This window comes from Fibrella forsythiae (genome assembly GCF_017353175.1).
Taxonomy (GTDB): domain Bacteria; phylum Bacteroidota; class Bacteroidia; order Cytophagales; family Spirosomataceae; genus Fibrella; species Fibrella forsythiae.
Genome location: NZ_JAFMYW010000008.1, coordinates 323,415 through 339,838, shown reverse-complemented (window position 1 = coordinate 339,838; position 16,424 = coordinate 323,415). Strand labels below are relative to the sequence as shown.

Sequence of the window (16,424 nt, the reverse complement as noted above, 5' to 3'; positions counted from 1 at the left end):
TTCGACTAATATACTGGTCGATCGATAAAAAGTAGTATGTCTATATAATTAGTAGAAATTTTAATCTGCTCACAACCTGATAGATAAATAAAACGAGGTACCGAAATAGCCACAAATTCTGGGCCACTTCGGTACCTCGTTTATTAATTGGTAAATCCCCCTTAACCGCTTAATTCGTACGGCTTACCCGGTAGATTACGCCATTGTTATCCTCCGAAAAGATAAGTGAACCGTCGGGGAGGGTAGCGATGCCAACCGGCCGGCCAAACTGCGACTGGTTATTGTTAACCAGGAAACCCGTTACGAAATCATCAATGCGGGTTGGTTTGCCATTCTCGAAATGCACGCGCACCACATTGTAGCCCGACGGTTGCGTCCGGTTCCACGAGCCGCGCATGGTTACGAAAGCGTCGTTTTGGTATTCCGCCGGAAAAGTGCTGGTTCCCGTTGTGCTGGTATAGAATACCATAGCGAGTGGTGCTGCGTGGGCATTGTACGAAATAACAGGCAGCGTTGTTTTAGTCAGAATCTGCGCATAGGTGGTGTCGCCCATGGGCCGAGGATGCGGATTGTAGTTGCCATCGCCGTAGATGTAAGGCCAGCCGTAGAACGCACCCTGCTTGATCACGTTCAACTCCTCTTTCTGCTGCTCGTCGCCCAGCCAGTCAATGCCGTGGTCGAACCCGTACAGTTCCTTCGTCTGCGGATGCCAGCCAAAACCGATCGTGTTACGCAGGCCACTGGCAAAAACCGTCCGATTCGAGCCATCGGCATTAGCGCGCAGCATTGTAGCGTGTTCGGGGTTCGGCTCAGCGCAGGCATTGCAGGTGCTCCCTACCGTGATGTACAATAGCCCGTCGGGACCAATGGCCAGCGTACGGTTCGGGTGCTGACCAGCATCGGGCAGATTATTGATCAGTTGTTGAAGACTGCCCAATGTACCATCGCCGTTGATCGGCGCCCGGAATACCTCTTTGATAGTAGCCAGATACATCTGCCCGTTATTGATCGTAATGCCGTGTACGCTTTTGATGGTGGCCACTACCCGTTTCTGATCCGCTTTCCCATCACCATTGGTGTCGCGCAGGAGGGTAACGGTGCCGGCTTCCCGGTTCGTTACATATACATACCCGGCCGGGCTAACGGCCAACTGACGCGGTTTCCCAAGTGAATCAGCGTATTTAGCGATGGTGAAACCGGCTGGAACGCGCAACTGAGCTATCCGCTGATCGGTGGCTGGTACCAATGCTGGCTCGAAAACATTACCGACAACCTGGGCCGACGTTGGCTCTTTGTTCGTCTCCGGAACTTTGGCTGTAATCTCATCTTTGCTACAGGCCGCTAATAGGGAAGTAAAGACAATGCCTGCTAAGAGCAGGGGGCGAATCGTAGTTTTCATTACGTGTCGTTGAGTGTACTAGTTGGATTAAAACGTTTTAATGTACTTAACGACATCTGATAATAAGTGTTCCTATAGGTTCAATGGGGTTTAGGTAGCGGGTCTGGGTACGTTACTATAGCTCCCTCGCCGAAAAGCAGACTTCCTTTAGGTAGTCCGGCATTCCGGCGGGGGCTACGCTGAAAAAAGCCCTGATCCAGCGACGTATCGCCAGAACAGGGCTTCACCTGAACACAAAATTGATTGCTCTGCCTTATTCCATCGCCATGTCGATGTGAGCAGGTTTCTCGATTTTCTTACCAATAAACAGCAGCAACAGGGGCACGCAGGCCAGAAAGAAGCCCCCGATAACCAGGAACGTATCGGCGTAGGTCATGACCAGGGCTTGTTTCATGACGGAACCCTGCATCAGGCCGTATGCTTTACTGGTTGCTGTTGCCAGCGCATCGCCTTTCGACAGAAACAGGTTCGTGTACTGCTTGATCCGATCAGCCGAAAACGGATTGTAGATCGACACGTTATCACCCAACCGCGACGCATGGAACATGGTGCGGGTTGAGATATACGTAGTCATGATCGCCGTTCCGAACGTACCTCCGAGTTGGCGAATCATACCCGTCAGCGCCGAGCCTTGTGGAATACTAATACTCTTTAAACTGGCTAATGTGATGGTTGTCAAGGGTATAAAAATCATGCCCATGCCAATGCCCCGTATAATGAGTGGCCAGAAGAAATTGTCCGGTCCGGCAACCAAGCTAATGCCCGACAGGTCATAACAGAAGCCGAAGAACAGCAAAAAGCCAATGGCCGCGTACCAGATCGGGGAGATGTAATTCTTGCTGAGTAAACCGCCCACGATAGGCATCATCAGGCCTGTCATGATCGAGCCGGGCATCAACAGTAACCCCGTTTGGCTGGCCGTGAAACCAAGGATGGTCTGGCAGAAAACCGGAATAATGAACACCGACGCAAACAGACCAAAACCCAGAATAAAGTTGAACAACGTACCTACCGCAAACCGACGTTCCTTCAACAGGCGCAGATCGAGAATCGGAATGCTGACGGTTAACTGCCGCCATATAAACCCGATCAATCCAACACCCGCCGCGATCGACATGCCGACGATAAAGCCAGACGATAACCAGTCTTCTTCGTGCCCTTTTTCCAATACGATCTGCAACCCGCCGATACCCATGATCAGCAGAATCAACGCCAGCCAGTCCATAGACCCGGCGGCAATCTTCTCAGCGGGTTCCTTGATATACGCATAGGTCATCACTGTGGCCAGAATACCGAAGGGAATGTTGATATAGAACACCCAGTTCCACGAGAGGTTATCGGTGATATACCCACCCAGCGTTGGCCCAATCGACGGACCAATGATTACGCCCATGCCGAAAATAGCGTTGGCAATACCTAAATCTTCTTTCGGAAACGTCTGAATCAGAATAGATTGGGCGGTAGTCAGCAGGCCGCCCCCACCGATCCCCTGCACAACCCGGAAGAAGACCAGTTCCCACACGTTTGTCGATGTGCCGCAGAAAATAGATGCTATCGTGAAGAGAATAATCGACGCCGCGAAGTAATTCCGTCGGCCCAGCTTAGCTGTCAGCCAGCCCGACATCGTAATCATGACGGCACTGGCAGCGGCGTACCCCGTTACCACCCAGCTGATATCACCGAGCGATGCGCCCAGGTTACCCATCATCTGGTTCAGGGTAACGTTAACAATCGATGAGTCGATGGTTTGCAGCAGGGCAGCTGTCGTTACCGTCAAGACGACGACCCATTTATCAAAACCTAGCTTTTTCATAACAGAGGTGGTTGATTGGTTGATTAGTTGATTGTTTTACTGGCGCAATCGTAGACCCAGTAAACCAGGCAACCAGTCACCCAATCAACCTTTATTTCTTAATGTCCACCGCTACCGTTGCGCTCATACCGGGACGAAGGCTGGCGAATACCGGGCTGTTTTTGTCCAGATCAATACGAACGGGTACGCGTTGCACTACTTTCACATAGTTACCGGTAGCGTTGTCGGGAGGAAGCAGGGTGAATTTGGCACCCGTTGCTCCGGCGAACGAACCGACGTGACCAACCAGTTTCTGGTCGTCAAACGCATCGACTTCGACCTCAACCGTTTGGCCGGGCTTCATCTCGTTCAACTGCGTTTCCTTGAAATTGGCCGTTACCCAAAGCGATGAGTTACCGACAACCGAACATAGTGCCTGCCCGGGTTGAACCAACTGGCCAATCTGTACAGACCGTTTAGACACGATGCCCGAAATAGGTGCCCGGACAACAGTGTACGACAACTGTAGATTCGCCATGTCGAGCTCGGTCTGGCGTTGCTTCACCGTTGCCTGCGCTACTGAAATTTGCCCCTCGGTGGCCCGGCGTTGTGAGTTCGTCACGCCCGTTTGCGTGCCCGCCGCGCTGACCTGAGCCTGGGCCGTTTGCAGTTGGGCCTGAGCCGCTTGTAACTGCGCCTGGGCTGCGTCGCGCTGCGCCTGAATGGCATCGAACTGTTGCTGAGGAACCGTTTTTTCAGCCAGCAGACGACCGTACCGGTCAAAATCCTGACTGGCCTGACGGAACCGGGCCTGGGCGGCTGTTACGTTGGCCTGTGCGGTCAGCACCTGATTGCGGGCTGTTTGCACGCCAGCTTGTGAACTCTGCACGGTAGCCGACGCTACTCCTACGTTTGAACGGGTCACGCCCGCGCTGGCCATCGCACTTTGCAGCGCCGCTTCGGCCTGGGCCACCCGGATACGGTAATCGGCATCATCGAGCACCACAAGCGTATCCCCCGCTTTAACATACTGATTGTCTTTGAAGCGAATGGCCTTGACGTATCCACCGGCTTTCGGAATAACCGGGTTCACGTCGCCATCAATCTGGGCATCGTCGGTTGTTTCGTGCCGTTGTAAATAACTGAATTCACTGTACCCGAAAAAGAGAGCAGCAACCAGAATAATGATGCCCCCAAGGCGAAATAATGTTGTCTTGTTCATGACGAATTGTACTATCGAAAAGAGATTAATTGAGGTTTGTGCCAGTGGCACGGAGTAGCCGTTGGTAAGCCAGTTGCGCGTCTACGGTGGCGTTGATCACGTTGAGTTGTGCCTGAAGCAGGAAGCTGTCGGCTTCCAGCAAATCAGTTGAGCCAACCAGCCCATTGCGGAACCGTGATTCGGTGAGGCGGTAGTTCTCGCGTGCCTGCGTCACCGCCGTACGAATGACGTTCTGCTGTTCCAGCGCGAGTTGGTAATTGTTGTAAGCCGTTACTACTTCCGACCGAATCTGGTCGGTCTGTTGCTGACTTTGCAGGCTTGCCTGATCAATGGCCGTTTTAGCCGTGCTCATGCGCCCTTTCATGTTATACAGCGAACCGATGTTGTAGCTGAGCCCGGCCCCCACGTTCCAGGCGCTGATGAATGAACCCGCCTCAGGAACCAACCGCGCCGATGGGTTGATGTAATTGTAGCCCGCCGATACGCCAAAATGGGGGTACATCGCGCTCTTCGTATTCACCAGCAACGCTTCGGCCGACTGTAATCGTAGCGCATTGGCCTGCACTTCGGGACGTACCTGAACCGCCTGCGCCAGGAAGTTGCCCAACGGCTCAACCGTCGTAGTCGGGTTCGTCAGGGTCGTGTCGATCGTCACCTGCTGATCGTCGGGAAGACCAACGAGCAGGTTGAAGTTGTACAGCGCGGTTTGACGGGCCTTATCCACCTGGAGGCGGCTGAGTTGCAGGTTATTCTTCTGCAACTGAATCTTCAGCACCTCGTTAGCCGTTACGATACCCTCTTTCAGCAGGTTATTAGCCTCGCGCTCTTTCTCGTCGAACTGCTTGATGCTCTGATCAATGACCGTCGTTGAGCGAATCAGCTTGACAATGTTGTAATAAGCGTCTGTTACTGTGTAAACCAGCTCAGACCGGTTACGCTGCGCATCCAGCCGACTGGCTTTGGCCAGCAACTGCGCCGACTTCTCCGCCGACTTTTCGGCAAAGCCACCGAATACTTCTTTGCTGATCGTTACGCCTCCGATGGTTGCGTTGAACGCCCCGGCCGGAATGCCCAGCAACGGTTTTCCGTCGCTGCCTTGCCCTAAGGCGAAGGGGCCGGTCAGGCTGTAGCGCGAATACGCCAGCGAGGCGTTAGCCTGTGGCAAACTGCGGTCTTTGGCTTCCTGCGAGCGCGACTCGGCGGCTAGCGTCCGCGAATCGGCCAGCTTAATGCCTTTATTATTCTGGAGGGCCAGTTGAATGGCCTGGCTCAATGGCATGGGTTGGGCAGCTGCCAGCCCCATACTTAGTAACCAAAGGCTGGCCCCTACTACGTACTTCTTCATTTTAGTCGATTTCTAATTTTATCCAGGAGTGTATTCATTGTGTGTACTTCATCGTCGGTCAGGTGATTGACGACTGATTCAAAGTCGCTGAACTCGGCGGCTACAGTCTCCACGTACTTGTTCATGGCTTCGGTCAATCGCAGATTCACCCGTCGCCGGTTCTGCGGGTCACTCTCGCGAATGATCAAATTTTTGGCGACTAACCGATCGGTTAGTCGGGTCATGTCGGAGTTGATATCCGTCATTTTTTCTTTCAACTCACCAGCAGTCAGGCTATTAGGGTAAGCTTCTGACAGGCGACGAAGAACGATGTACTGCTGTACCGACAGATCGAATGGAGCTAGTTTCTGACCGAAGTAATTGAAAATGTACCCGTCAGTCTTGTGCAGATTGGCGATCAGTTGGTGGTAGGCGTTCTTATACTGTTTGTCCATGGCTGTAAAAGCGGCTCGTAAACATAACCGACATTTGTTTAAACGAATTTCGTTTAAACGTAATTTAATTGAAATTTAAGTTGGTCTAGCTGCTAAGTAGATAAAATGTAGTGCCGTATAATCACTCGATGCTGTATATTGTAGTCAATACTGGTTGTTATACCAGAATACCGTACCCGTATTTCCTGGAAATGGAGACGGGCTTTAGAACAGGTGAGGCATATTTACCCGCATCTGTTTCGTCAAGATGGTTTTGTTTGAAGAAGAAGTTCGCGAGCTTGAACGCCGGATCAGCACGTACCCAAGGGGCGGCACGGTTTTTTACGGAAGCTCGTCAATGCGCCTCTGGGATACGCTGGAGCAGGATTTTCCGGAAGTCCAACCAATAAACGTAGGCTTTGGCGGATCAACGCTGGCCGCCTGCGCCTGGCATTTCGAGCGACTCGTAGTACCCGCCCAGCCCCGTGCACTAGTACTCTACGCGGGAGATAACGATCTGGCTGAAGGCCGACAACCCGAGGAGGTATGCCTGTTTTTTTACGCCCTGGCCGAGAAAATTCAGCATCATTTACCGAACGTACCTGTCACATTTTTATCGATTAAGCCCAGTCCGGCGCGTTGGGCGCTCGTCGACCAGATACGCACGACTAATATCCTGATTGCTGAAGCGATAGAAGACATGCCTACGTTTCAGTTCGTCGACGCTACATCGGTGATGCTGACAAAGGACGGGCAACCTGAACGGGACTTATACCAGATGGACGGCCTACACCTGAGCCCCATCGGCTACGCCCGCTGGCGCGAACAGCTGATTCTACACGCTAATGCGTTGAAACCCTCAGCGGCCGTGCTGGCATAAGAAATAATTGATAGTCCTATAGTGTATGCTGATGCCAGTCGTAGGGAATGGCATCAGCATACACTATAGCTATGAGGTTAGCTTACTCTTCCTGTTTTTGAATAGCCAGCAATGCTTCGCGGCCGGTATTCCAGCGGCGGATAATGTTGACTTCGCGCACAATGGCGGGATCTTTCGGGCAGTTGGCCGACTCGAAATAATCGGTCATTCGGCCGGTCATATGACTCACCACCGCGTCGGTTGGGCCGTACAAGATCACTTCAGGGTGTTGAATAGCCGTCTGAATCAAAGCGCGGGCCATCGATGCTGTGTAAAAGGCGCAGTCGATATCCTGATGCCGGACAGGAACGCCATCGTGTAACCGTTGCAGGTTCACACCGCCATCCTCGAGCCGGTCAGATACTGGCATCGCGCCTTCCGGTTGCGGAAAGGCTGCATCGATCTTCCGCTTAAATGACTCCCACCAGGGCGGCTGCCCGTTGGGGTTGAGCGTATCGCAAAAGATGATCCGTTGTGGCTGGTCGGGCACTGCCGGATTCATCAGCAAAAGGGCAGCCCCCAGATGCCGGTCATCGTGGGCGTGGCGGCGCTGAATAATAAAGCAGTGCATTCGTATGTCTCCTTCCTGCTGCAATTGCTCCGTAGCCATTTTGACAGCACGGAGCGATTCATCCATGTGTCCTTCCAGCACCACATGCACAGGTAACTGATCGGCTAGCTGGGCTTCCCGATGCAACTGTCGGCCAAGAATGCCCAGCGCCGTCGCGTCAGAGCGCCGGGTTCCGAAATAATAGCCAATATCTTCCCGAACGTTATGATCGAGCGGCAAGTCGGCCCAGCCGATTGAGTCGCCGTGCGTGCCTTGTCGACTGGTTGGGCTGTAGCGGAACGGAACTTCAAGGTGTTCGCGGTGGGCGGCCAGGTTATAGATACGCCGCTCGAATTTGGCCAGCATAGGCTCGTACGCGTCGGGCTCAAAAAACACGTCGTGCCCCGGCCTTATCAAATGGCTGGCAATGGCTGGCTGCTGAAGCAACCGCTCAAGCGCATCGTCATGGTGTTTGAAAAAGCTGCGTAGTGCGCCCTGTTCCACAAAGGTTTCGATCTCCTCTTCCAGGGCCACGAACCTGACAAAGTCGGCGAACGTACCGGTGGCCGTGCTGATGGCTTCATGACCCGCAATGCCCGAAACGGTCCCCTGCTCAATCCAGTCGCGCAGGAATTGTTTTACGGTTTCGTCGAAAGCGTGGTTAGCCGCTACGGCTTGTTGTTTTGTAGTGTCGGTGTTGTTGATTGGTTGGTTATCCATCGGCTCCCCCCCGTTGGAGCTGATCGGAATGAGTACATTCATCGTACGGTGTTGCAGTGAAAGAGGTTGCTTGTCGATTTTGGCTATGGGGTAAAAATACTACAAATAAAACAGGGGATCACCACACAAAATTCAATGATTTATGGGCGTCTGTAATATATTTTTTTCGAAAAATCAATTGATTGATTATTAATAGGTTGTGTTTTACGGGGCGACGTATTGATCCCTAGTTTCGGGTTGGCTTGCTGGCTTGTGGCCCTCCGACCGGACCGACCTGGTCGAAGGGCCACAAGCGCAAGGCCATTAGCGCCAGGAAAGGCATTGCCAGACACTGCCATTTCGGCAAAACTAACCCAGACCAGCTAGTCGATGACAACGGCGGTGCCATTGGCCGACACCATGAGCATGGTATTGTTGATAGTCTCATAATCCATATCAACGCCAATGACGGCGTTAGCGCCGAGCCGGGTTGCCTGGTCCATCATTTCTTTGATCGCGATACTTTTTGCCTCGCGCAGTGCCTGCTCATACGCGCCTGACCGCCCGCCCACCACATCGGTAATGCTGGCGAAGAAATCTTTCAGAATATTGGCGCCAATAATGGCTTCGCCATTAACCAGACCGATGTAAGTCGATATGGTTTTACCTTCTATGTTTGAGGTAGTAGTAACGAGCATAAAAATCCGTTTCAGGTTGACTCAGACCCAAATATATTGGTTACGCGGGCTTATCACGTAGTGCCGACCGAACCAGGTACGTTGCTGCTACGTCGTTGCTGGTAAACAAACGCATGAACCAGTCTTCCCGCAGGCCAATCCGGCGCAAAATTTGGGACTCGGATAGTCCTTTTTCTGATCCGTCAATTGATTGATCGACAATGCGTTGCAGGTGGTTTAGCTTGCGCTGAATGGCCTTTTTTCCGTTGGTGAGCACCGGGTTATGGCCACAAAAGAGCGTATCGAAGTCGAGCGTAAGCACGTGTCGGGCGGCTTCGATCTGCTGGTATATATTCTCGCCCCGCCGAAAGATGCGTAGGTTACCCACGTAAAAATCGCCCGCGAATAGCCAGCCTTGATTTGGTTCAAGCAACACATAATGATCGTTTGAATGCCCCAGCGTCGATACAGGGATGAACCGGTGATGGGCTGTTTCAAACGGCGTGGGGAACGTACCCAACACCTCAACGTCCACCGCCGCCGAACAGGGTTCAATAGCCCCAAACCAGTAGTGTTCGTAAGGCAACAGGTGATAGGGTTGCTGAATTAGCTCAGCCGTTAGCGCACCACAACGCACCGGACAGGTATGTTGCCGGGCCAGCGAAGCCGCATTGGCGGCATGGTCTTCGTGAAAATGGGTCAGCGCAATTTGTTCAATGGGGTACGTTGCATACGTCCGCATGACCTCCCGTTGTGTATGCCGCGATCCCGTGTCGATCAGCAGCCCATCAACGTAATACGTCCAGACAGGCACCGGCCTTGGCCACGGCAGCCGTGAATAGCCAAACTGATGCCCTTCAACAGGGCCATGACGGAGCGAATTCGTAACGTGAGTAGCCAGCGGCAAGAGCGTAGTAATTAATAAGAAAACAAATTTACACCAATGTCTTCTCCAGTATAATCGTCAGTCCGCGCTTGCCGGGTTGTGTGCCAACGATGTGAAATCCGTGGCGGAGGTTCAGAATCAGCATATCCCGCCATTGGTTGTAGGTGTGCGTACGAATGGTAACGTACCTAGCTGTTTGGCAGGCTTCATGCTGTAGGCGCATTAGTTCGGCCGCGATCCCTTGTCCGCGATAAGCCGGATCAACGCCGCCCAGCCAGCTGTAGAAGGTGTTAGTTGGTTTCCCATCCGGTTGCCACGTATAGCCAAGTTTGCAGCCAACTAGCCGGTCGCCATCAAGAACCACGAGGAGCTGAAAGCCTGGGTACGTTGCTTTGGCGGTCAGATCGGCCAGCCATTCCTCCCGCGATTGATTCGTGAAAATACCAATTAGCAAATCGAGCAGTTTAGCCAAAATGGGTTCAGATGGTAGCGCGGTGTATGTGCAGTAGGTGAAGGGCATGGCAGCAGACGCTTAAAACCAGCGTTCATTCGTTTTATAACTAGCCCCGAAAAGGGCGGTAGGTTATCAGAATTGTATGTCAATAGAAATTCTTGGGCTGGGCCGAATCAGAGCGCCGAAGGTGCGACATGTTTACTACACCGCCAATGCGTCTTTCCGTACGTATACCTACAATTCAGCCAATAGCACGTTGGCGATGGAGAAGTAAACGCCAATGCCAATGAGGTCGTTGGCGGTGGTGATGAATGGACCCGACGCCACCGCCGGATTGATGCCGATACGATCCAATAGGAGGGGAGTGATGGTGCCCATGAACGAGGCCAGTAATACCACGCTCAATAGTGACAAGGCTACGACCGGAAAGAGGCGCGGTTCGCCGATCAGCAACGTGTAGCAACCCGCCATCAGACCCACTACGGCACCATTCAGAAGGGCAAGAACGAATGTCCGTAACAAACGCTGGCCAAGCGAATATGTCAGGCCTGATGAGTCAGACAGGCTTTGCACGATGAGTGAGGCCGTTTGGATGCCGACGTTGCCACCCGTTGACCCGATGATGGGAATAAATGCCGCCAGCGCCGCCACTTTGCCCAATTCACTCTGAAAGCCATTGATCACCGTGGCTGCCATCAGGCTACCTACCGCACCAGCCACCAGCCAGGGCAACTGCGCTTTGGCACGTACCCAGAGTGTATCGTCTTCTTCGACCTCGCCCGACAGACCCGAAATAGCCTGCAGGTCGTCCTCAGCCTGTTCCGTAATTACGTCGACCACATCATCAATGGTGATCCGGCCGAGTAGCCTGCCCTGCACATTAACAACGGGCACAGCGTCGAGGTCATATTTCTGCATGATCTCGGCTACTTCGTCGACGGGCCGATAGGTTTCGACTGAAACAATGTCCTGCTCGTAGATGTCGGCGATTTTGGCGTATTTCCGCGCCAGCACGATCTTCTTCAATGAGACAAACCCTAGCAGAATACCAGCGTCATCGACAACATAAACGGCATACACTTTCTCGACGTCTTCGGCCTGCTGCCGAATTTCCTCGATACATTGATTGACGTTCGTGTTGACGTTGACCTTGATAAGCTCCTTCTGCATCAGGCCACCCGCTACGTCTTCGTCGTAATGCAGCAGATCGATGATGAAGCGAGCCTGTTCGCGGTCTTCCATCAGGCCGATCACCTCCTCACGTACCTGAACCGATTGCTCATTGAGCAAATCTACGGCGTCATCGGAGTCCATCTCCTCAACGAAAGGCGCGAGGTCGGCAGAAGTAAACGAAGCTACAAATTCATCACGGATGGAATCGTCGAGGTTAGCGATGATCTCGGCCCCAACGCCCCGGTCGACCAGGTTGAGCAGGTAGCGGGCCGATTCCGTGTCGAGTTCGTATAGAATCCCCGAAATATCGGCCGGATACAACTCTTCCATCTCGGCACGAAGCATAGTATCGTCGCCGGTATCGATCGCCGTCTGAATCTGGTCGAGGTATTCTTTGGTTAGTTCAAACGTCACGGTGTAGCGCTGTAGTGCCGAAGCTCCAGCTTCGGTAGGAATGATGTACTGGGAGTTTGCGACCGAAGCTGGAGCTTCAGCCCTACAGCGCTAAGCGTCTGAGAGACCGAATGCCAAACATGTTCTTAACGAAGACTGCTGCTAGTGCATAAACGCCCGTTTGGGGTAGCCTGTTCCGATGGCAGGACGTTGCCCATTAAAAAGCCCGCCAGCATGGTGCAGACGGGCTTTTTACGAAGAATACCAGGGGTACGTTAGGCTTTCTTCTTGCCCTTGCCTTTCGCTGGAATGGCTACCGGCATTTTCGACTGGAACTCTGTTACGCCCTTAGCAATGGCATCTTTAAAGAACGAGAACGATGCATCGCCCGACGTTTCGCCCATCGCCAGTGCTTTCTGGGCCAGTGGCAGCGCGTCGCTGAACTTGCCCATTTTGGCTAGAATCTGCGACTTCAGCCACAGGTTGCGGTAGGTTTCTTTGGCCGCAATGGCTTTATCAACGTACGAGAGCGACTGCTCCAGATTACGGCCTTTGCTGAGGTTATAGCTGGCAGCGGCGGTCAGCGTGTTTACATCATCGGGCTTTTCGGCCACAGATTTATCAACCGAAGCGGCAGCGTTGGCCGAGGTGTTCACGGCCAGATTTGCTGATGCTTTCACATCGGCCCACAGGATGTCCATGCTGGCGGTGCTGTCGGTAACGTTACTGAAACCGATGGTAAACGTCTCTAATTTTTCGCCCGCTTTCGTTGGAGTCAGCATTACGCGCAATACATCCTGATCCTGCTTATAGCTCTGCTCGGTCACGGCCATGTCTTTGCTAAAGATCAGCGTCCACTCGGTAGCCGTTGGGATAGATAAGATGGCGTATGAACCCGCGGCGAGGCTTTTGCCGTTCACCATCATGTCGGTGGTTGTGGTGAATGCCGTGGCACCGTTGGCACCTGTGCGCCACACTTTACCAGCAGGAACAAACTCACCAGTAAAGGGTGAGCGACCTTTCAGGCTGGGGCGTGAATATTTCACGGTAACGTCGGTAACACCGATGGTTTGTACTACGGTAGCACCGGGGCTCGGCGATGGCGTTCTGATCTGAGCAGTAGCGAGTTGGGCTACCAGCACAAGGCCAACGGCCGAAAGCATCATTTTTTTCATGGTACAGAGTGTATTTGGTCTGTTAGTTTCGCCACGAAATTAGCTCGAAAAAACGTAAGTCGGCGTAGCGCCCGGCCGATGATTACAAACGATGACCCCCTTACTGACCTTACTCCAGCAACACAAGCCTGCTGACGACAACGAAGCCGAGATGACGGCCCGCACCATTGCCTTTGTAGAAGCCAATCCCAACTGCCTGGAGCGCTCACTGCTCGAAGGGCACATCACCGGTTCGGCCTGGATCCTGTCGGCTGAGAACGTACCTGGCGAGACGTCGAACGAGCCGCAGGTGTTGCTGATCCATCATCGTAAGCTTGATCGCTGGTTTCAGCCCGGTGGTCATGCCGATGGTGACCCGGACGTGGCGGCGGTAGCCTTACGGGAAGCGCAGGAAGAAACGCTGCTGACTGACATACAACTGGTGAGTCCGGCCATTTTCGATGTAGATATTCACCCGATTCCGGCGAAAGGCGACCTGCCTGAGCATCTGCATTATGACATCCGTTTTCTGTTAACGGCAAATCGGGAAGAGGCTCTGAGCGGCGAAAAACGGGAGGTGAAAGGTATACGCTGGGTATCGCTTGATGAGGCCGATCAACTATCCAACTCCGAATCCATCAGCCGCATGGTGCGGAAGACCAGGCCGTAGCTGGAGCCAGTACCGTTTCTTACCGCAACAAGTTGGCGGGTAACGCGCTGATACGACGTACCTGTATGTTGCGGTAAAAGACTTCGGCCCCTTCTGATTGAATCTGGATTTTGCCTTTAGTCAATGGTTCACTCTTCCCGTTGACCAGATGACTGGTATGGGTCAGCATCATGTTGACTTTACCGTTCAGCACATGCAGGCAGGTATCGCCCACGCAGTACAGGTCAATTACGTTCCACTGGCCAGACGGTTTTTCGGCGTCCGGATTTTTGACACACTGGCGACCGTTAGGCGTTTGATCCTGAAATCGAACGAGCGGGGCGCCCGGTTGGTACACGAATTTGCCCTTGTCATTCCTACGGGCTGAAATATCAGTCGTCACGTTCATGACGCCCCAGTAATCGCCGGTATCGCCCTCCTGAATCTGATATTCGAATGATTCCATCCAGAGCATGGGGGTGCCGTGTTCGCCAACGCTGTGGTAAAGCAGACCGCTGTCGCGGGGCTGTCCGAGCTTGGGTGGCCATTGCAACGTACCCCATTTGAATTCCAGCCGAAGGTGGTAATTGCCGAAGTCAGCCAGGGTATTGATGCCGCCAAATGTTTCGCCCGAAATGCGCAGGGCAGGCTTGCCGTCTACGGTTACGACTGAGAAAACGCGGGATGGGTCGTTGTTCAGGCCCAGCGGCTTCATTTCCGCTGACTTGTCTGCTGTGTACGGCCGATCCAGGTACGTTTCCCAGCCGGTCAGGTCGTTTCCGTTAAACAGGGAAACCCAGTTTGCCTGTTTCCGGGGTTGTTGCGCCGAGGCTGATGGTAGCGATACGAGACCCAGACAGACGAGCGCAATCAGGGATTTCATGAGGCAGCGTGGTGAGTTGGTTGACATAGAAAGCAGGTGATGGCTCCGCTGAACGTTGCCTGTCAGGTACTGAGTAGCCTAAGGCAGCCCGAACCCGAGTCTACTGTCGTTGCCGCCTGACCATCAGTTTGCCACTGGCTCTACCCGGAACCAGTCGAAGTCGGCGTAGCCCGAATCGTTGATCTGGGTGGCACGGGTACAGAAAAGGCCCATTTTGGCACCAATCCAGCGGCCCACTTCGGCCTGAAAGACGTCGCCTGCTTTGATGAACGATGTTCCGTCGAGGCTATAGCTAAACTGGCATTTGGCTCCTTCTGATACCTGCACGCGGACATAGACCGTTGCGCCATTGGGTACGTTCGTGATCACCGATTCGTTCTCCGCTTTCCCATCCGACGCTTTTTTACAGACAGCATATACCAGCGACACTCCGTCTTTCTGACTCTTCAGCGACAGGCTGGCGTAGCTCAGACCCATGATGAGTAGCCCTGCTTTTTCATTCACCAGCTTCGGGTTGGGGGTAAACGTGAATTTGGTGGTTGCCATAAATGTTTCGGACGGAAACTTCTGTAGCAGCAGGTTGGGTACGTCCCAATAGTTCTTCGCCTCGTCGGGCACCTGGTACGAATAGAGCCGCAGAAAGCCCTGCTTGCTGGTGGTATGCCACACGCCTTTTGGATTTGCCTGCCACTGCCATTGCAATCCCAGCGTGGATACGTTGAACTCATCGGATTCGGGCGGAGTGGCTAGTGGGTACGTCCGGCCAACGGCGGGTTTTCGGTAGGTCAGCACGGGTTCGCCTTTGCCATCGCCGTCGGCATCTACCCCGATAACGGGCCAGTCGTTGACCCACTTCATCGGTTGCAGATGCACCACGCGGCCGTAGGCTTCTTTGTCCTGAAAATGTAGAAACCAATCTTCGGCTGGTTTCCCCTTCGCTGGATTGGTGGTTACCCAGGCACCCTGATGCGGCCCATTGATCGGAGTTTTGCCCTGATCCATCACCACTTTTCGTTCGTAGGGACCGTACACGTTTTTCGACCGCAACACCAACTGCCAGCCCGTCGATACGCCACCGGCGGGCGCAAACAGGTAGTAGTAGCCGTTGCGCTTATACATCTTGGGGCCTTCGATGGTTGGGTCGGTTTCGTGGCCGTCGTACACGATTACCCCCTCGTCGAGCACCTTTTGGCCATCGGTACTCAGCTTTTTGATGGTCAGAATACTTTTGATACCCGCCCGGCTACCCGCCCAGCCGTGTGCCAGATAAACCTGCCCGTTGTCGTCCCAGAAGGGGCAGGGGTCGATCAGTCCTTTGCCGCCTTCGACCAGTACCGGTTCCGACCAGGGGCCCGCCGGGTTGGTGGCTTTGGTCAGGTAAATGCCAAAGTCGGGGTCGGGGTAGTATAGGTAGAACTCATTGTTATGATAGCGGATGGCGGGTGCCCAAACGCCGTTGCCGTGCTGTGTTTTCTCGAAATGCTCGATGGGTGGCTGCCGTTTCAGGGCGTGGCCAATGAGCGTCCAGTTCACCAGATCCTTCGAGTGCAGAATGGGAAGGCCGGGAATAGCATCGAAACTGGAGGCGACCATATAAAAGTCATCGCCTACCCGGCAGGCGTCAGGGTCTGAATAGTCGGCATTCAGCACCGGGTTTTTGTAGGTGCCATTGCCCAGGTCCGACACCCAAACGCTGGAAAGAGCCGCTGCCGGGCGGGCAACGGGCTGCAAGCGGGTAGGTTGGGCCAGTGCCGACACACTGGCAAAAGCGGCAATAAGCGTAAGGATCGGGTACGTCATTGGAGTGTAATTTCGG

At 53.5% G+C, this 16,424-nt stretch carries 16 protein-coding genes; 2 read left to right on the top strand and 14 right to left on the bottom strand.

All coding sequences use genetic code 11. The features are described 5' to 3' along the window. Window positions 1-169: 169 nt before the first annotated feature. From J2I46_RS24440 to J2I46_RS24415, 6 genes are all read right to left on the bottom strand, one after another. Entirely contained in the window at window positions 170-1,399 is a 1,230-nt protein-coding gene (locus J2I46_RS24440; protein WP_207331697.1) for a PQQ-dependent sugar dehydrogenase, read from the bottom strand. A gap of 80 nt (window positions 1,400-1,479) precedes the next feature. Beyond that, the gene (locus J2I46_RS24435; protein WP_207331696.1) at window positions 1,480-1,626 is read right to left on the bottom strand and encodes a hypothetical protein; all 147 of its coding nucleotides are present in this window, start codon (window positions 1,624-1,626) and stop codon (window positions 1,480-1,482) included. A gap of 26 nt (window positions 1,627-1,652) precedes the next feature. After that, a complete protein-coding gene (locus J2I46_RS24430) occupies window positions 1,653-3,212 on the bottom strand; it encodes a DHA2 family efflux MFS transporter permease subunit (RefSeq protein ID WP_207331695.1) in 1,560 nt (519 codons plus the stop codon). Between the two features lie 91 nt (window positions 3,213-3,303). Beyond that, window positions 3,304-4,413 carry an HlyD family secretion protein gene (locus tag J2I46_RS24425; RefSeq protein ID WP_207331694.1) on the bottom strand — a complete coding sequence of 370 codons (1,110 nt, stop codon included), beginning with the start codon at window positions 4,411-4,413 and terminating at the stop codon, window positions 3,304-3,306. 25 nt (window positions 4,414-4,438) lie between these two features. Next, window positions 4,439-5,758 (bottom strand): TolC family protein, encoded by a 1,320-nt coding sequence (locus J2I46_RS24420; protein ID WP_207331693.1) that lies wholly within the window; start codon window positions 5,756-5,758, stop codon window positions 4,439-4,441. After that, entirely contained in the window at window positions 5,755-6,192 is a 438-nt protein-coding gene (locus J2I46_RS24415) for a MarR family winged helix-turn-helix transcriptional regulator (protein WP_207331692.1), read from the bottom strand. The genes J2I46_RS24420 and J2I46_RS24415 overlap by 4 nt, the downstream gene beginning before the upstream one ends. A gap of 247 nt (window positions 6,193-6,439) precedes the next feature. Here J2I46_RS24415 and J2I46_RS24410 point away from each other — a divergent pair, with 247 nt between their 5' ends. After that, window positions 6,440-7,051, top strand: a complete 612-nt coding sequence (locus J2I46_RS24410) for a GDSL-type esterase/lipase family protein (protein ID WP_207331691.1) — start codon at window positions 6,440-6,442, stop codon at window positions 7,049-7,051. 82 nt (window positions 7,052-7,133) lie between these two features. Here J2I46_RS24410 and J2I46_RS24405 read toward each other — a convergent pair whose 3' ends face one another. The 6 genes from J2I46_RS24405 to J2I46_RS24380 form a co-directional block, all read right to left on the bottom strand. Continuing rightward, window positions 7,134-8,402 carry a hypothetical protein gene (locus tag J2I46_RS24405; RefSeq protein ID WP_229379923.1) on the bottom strand — a complete coding sequence of 423 codons (1,269 nt, stop codon included), beginning with the start codon at window positions 8,400-8,402 and terminating at the stop codon, window positions 7,134-7,136. Between the two features lie 320 nt (window positions 8,403-8,722). Beyond that, window positions 8,723-9,037 carry a YbjQ family protein gene (locus J2I46_RS24400; protein ID WP_207331690.1) on the bottom strand — a complete coding sequence of 105 codons (315 nt, stop codon included), beginning with the start codon at window positions 9,035-9,037 and terminating at the stop codon, window positions 8,723-8,725. A gap of 40 nt (window positions 9,038-9,077) precedes the next feature. Continuing rightward, a complete protein-coding gene (locus tag J2I46_RS24395; protein WP_207331689.1) occupies window positions 9,078-9,923 on the bottom strand; it encodes an MBL fold metallo-hydrolase in 846 nt (281 codons plus the stop codon). 28 nt (window positions 9,924-9,951) lie between these two features. Next, entirely contained in the window at window positions 9,952-10,422 is a 471-nt protein-coding gene (locus J2I46_RS24390) for a GNAT family N-acetyltransferase (protein WP_207331688.1), read from the bottom strand. Window positions 10,423-10,590: 168 nt separating this feature from the next. Beyond that, a complete protein-coding gene (gene mgtE, locus J2I46_RS24385; RefSeq protein WP_207331687.1) occupies window positions 10,591-11,943 on the bottom strand; it encodes a magnesium transporter in 1,353 nt (450 codons plus the stop codon). 254 nt (window positions 11,944-12,197) lie between these two features. Then, window positions 12,198-13,097 carry a DUF2911 domain-containing protein gene (locus J2I46_RS24380; RefSeq protein WP_207331686.1) on the bottom strand — a complete coding sequence of 300 codons (900 nt, stop codon included), beginning with the start codon at window positions 13,095-13,097 and terminating at the stop codon, window positions 12,198-12,200. Window positions 13,098-13,188: 91 nt separating this feature from the next. Here J2I46_RS24380 and J2I46_RS24375 point away from each other — a divergent pair, with 91 nt between their 5' ends. Then, window positions 13,189-13,746 (top strand): NUDIX hydrolase, encoded by a 558-nt coding sequence (locus J2I46_RS24375; RefSeq protein ID WP_207331685.1) that lies wholly within the window; start codon window positions 13,189-13,191, stop codon window positions 13,744-13,746. Between the two features lie 19 nt (window positions 13,747-13,765). Here the strand turns inward: J2I46_RS24375 and J2I46_RS24370 are convergent, their stop codons facing one another. Both J2I46_RS24370 and J2I46_RS24365 read right to left on the bottom strand, forming a co-directional pair. Beyond that, a complete protein-coding gene (locus J2I46_RS24370; RefSeq protein ID WP_207331684.1) occupies window positions 13,766-14,608 on the bottom strand; it encodes a 3-keto-disaccharide hydrolase in 843 nt (280 codons plus the stop codon). Window positions 14,609-14,731: 123 nt separating this feature from the next. Next, complete coding sequence (locus tag J2I46_RS24365) at window positions 14,732-16,408, bottom strand: glycoside hydrolase family 43 protein (protein WP_207331683.1); 1,677 nt, start codon at window positions 16,406-16,408, stop codon at window positions 14,732-14,734. Window positions 16,409-16,424: the final 16 nt, after the last annotated feature.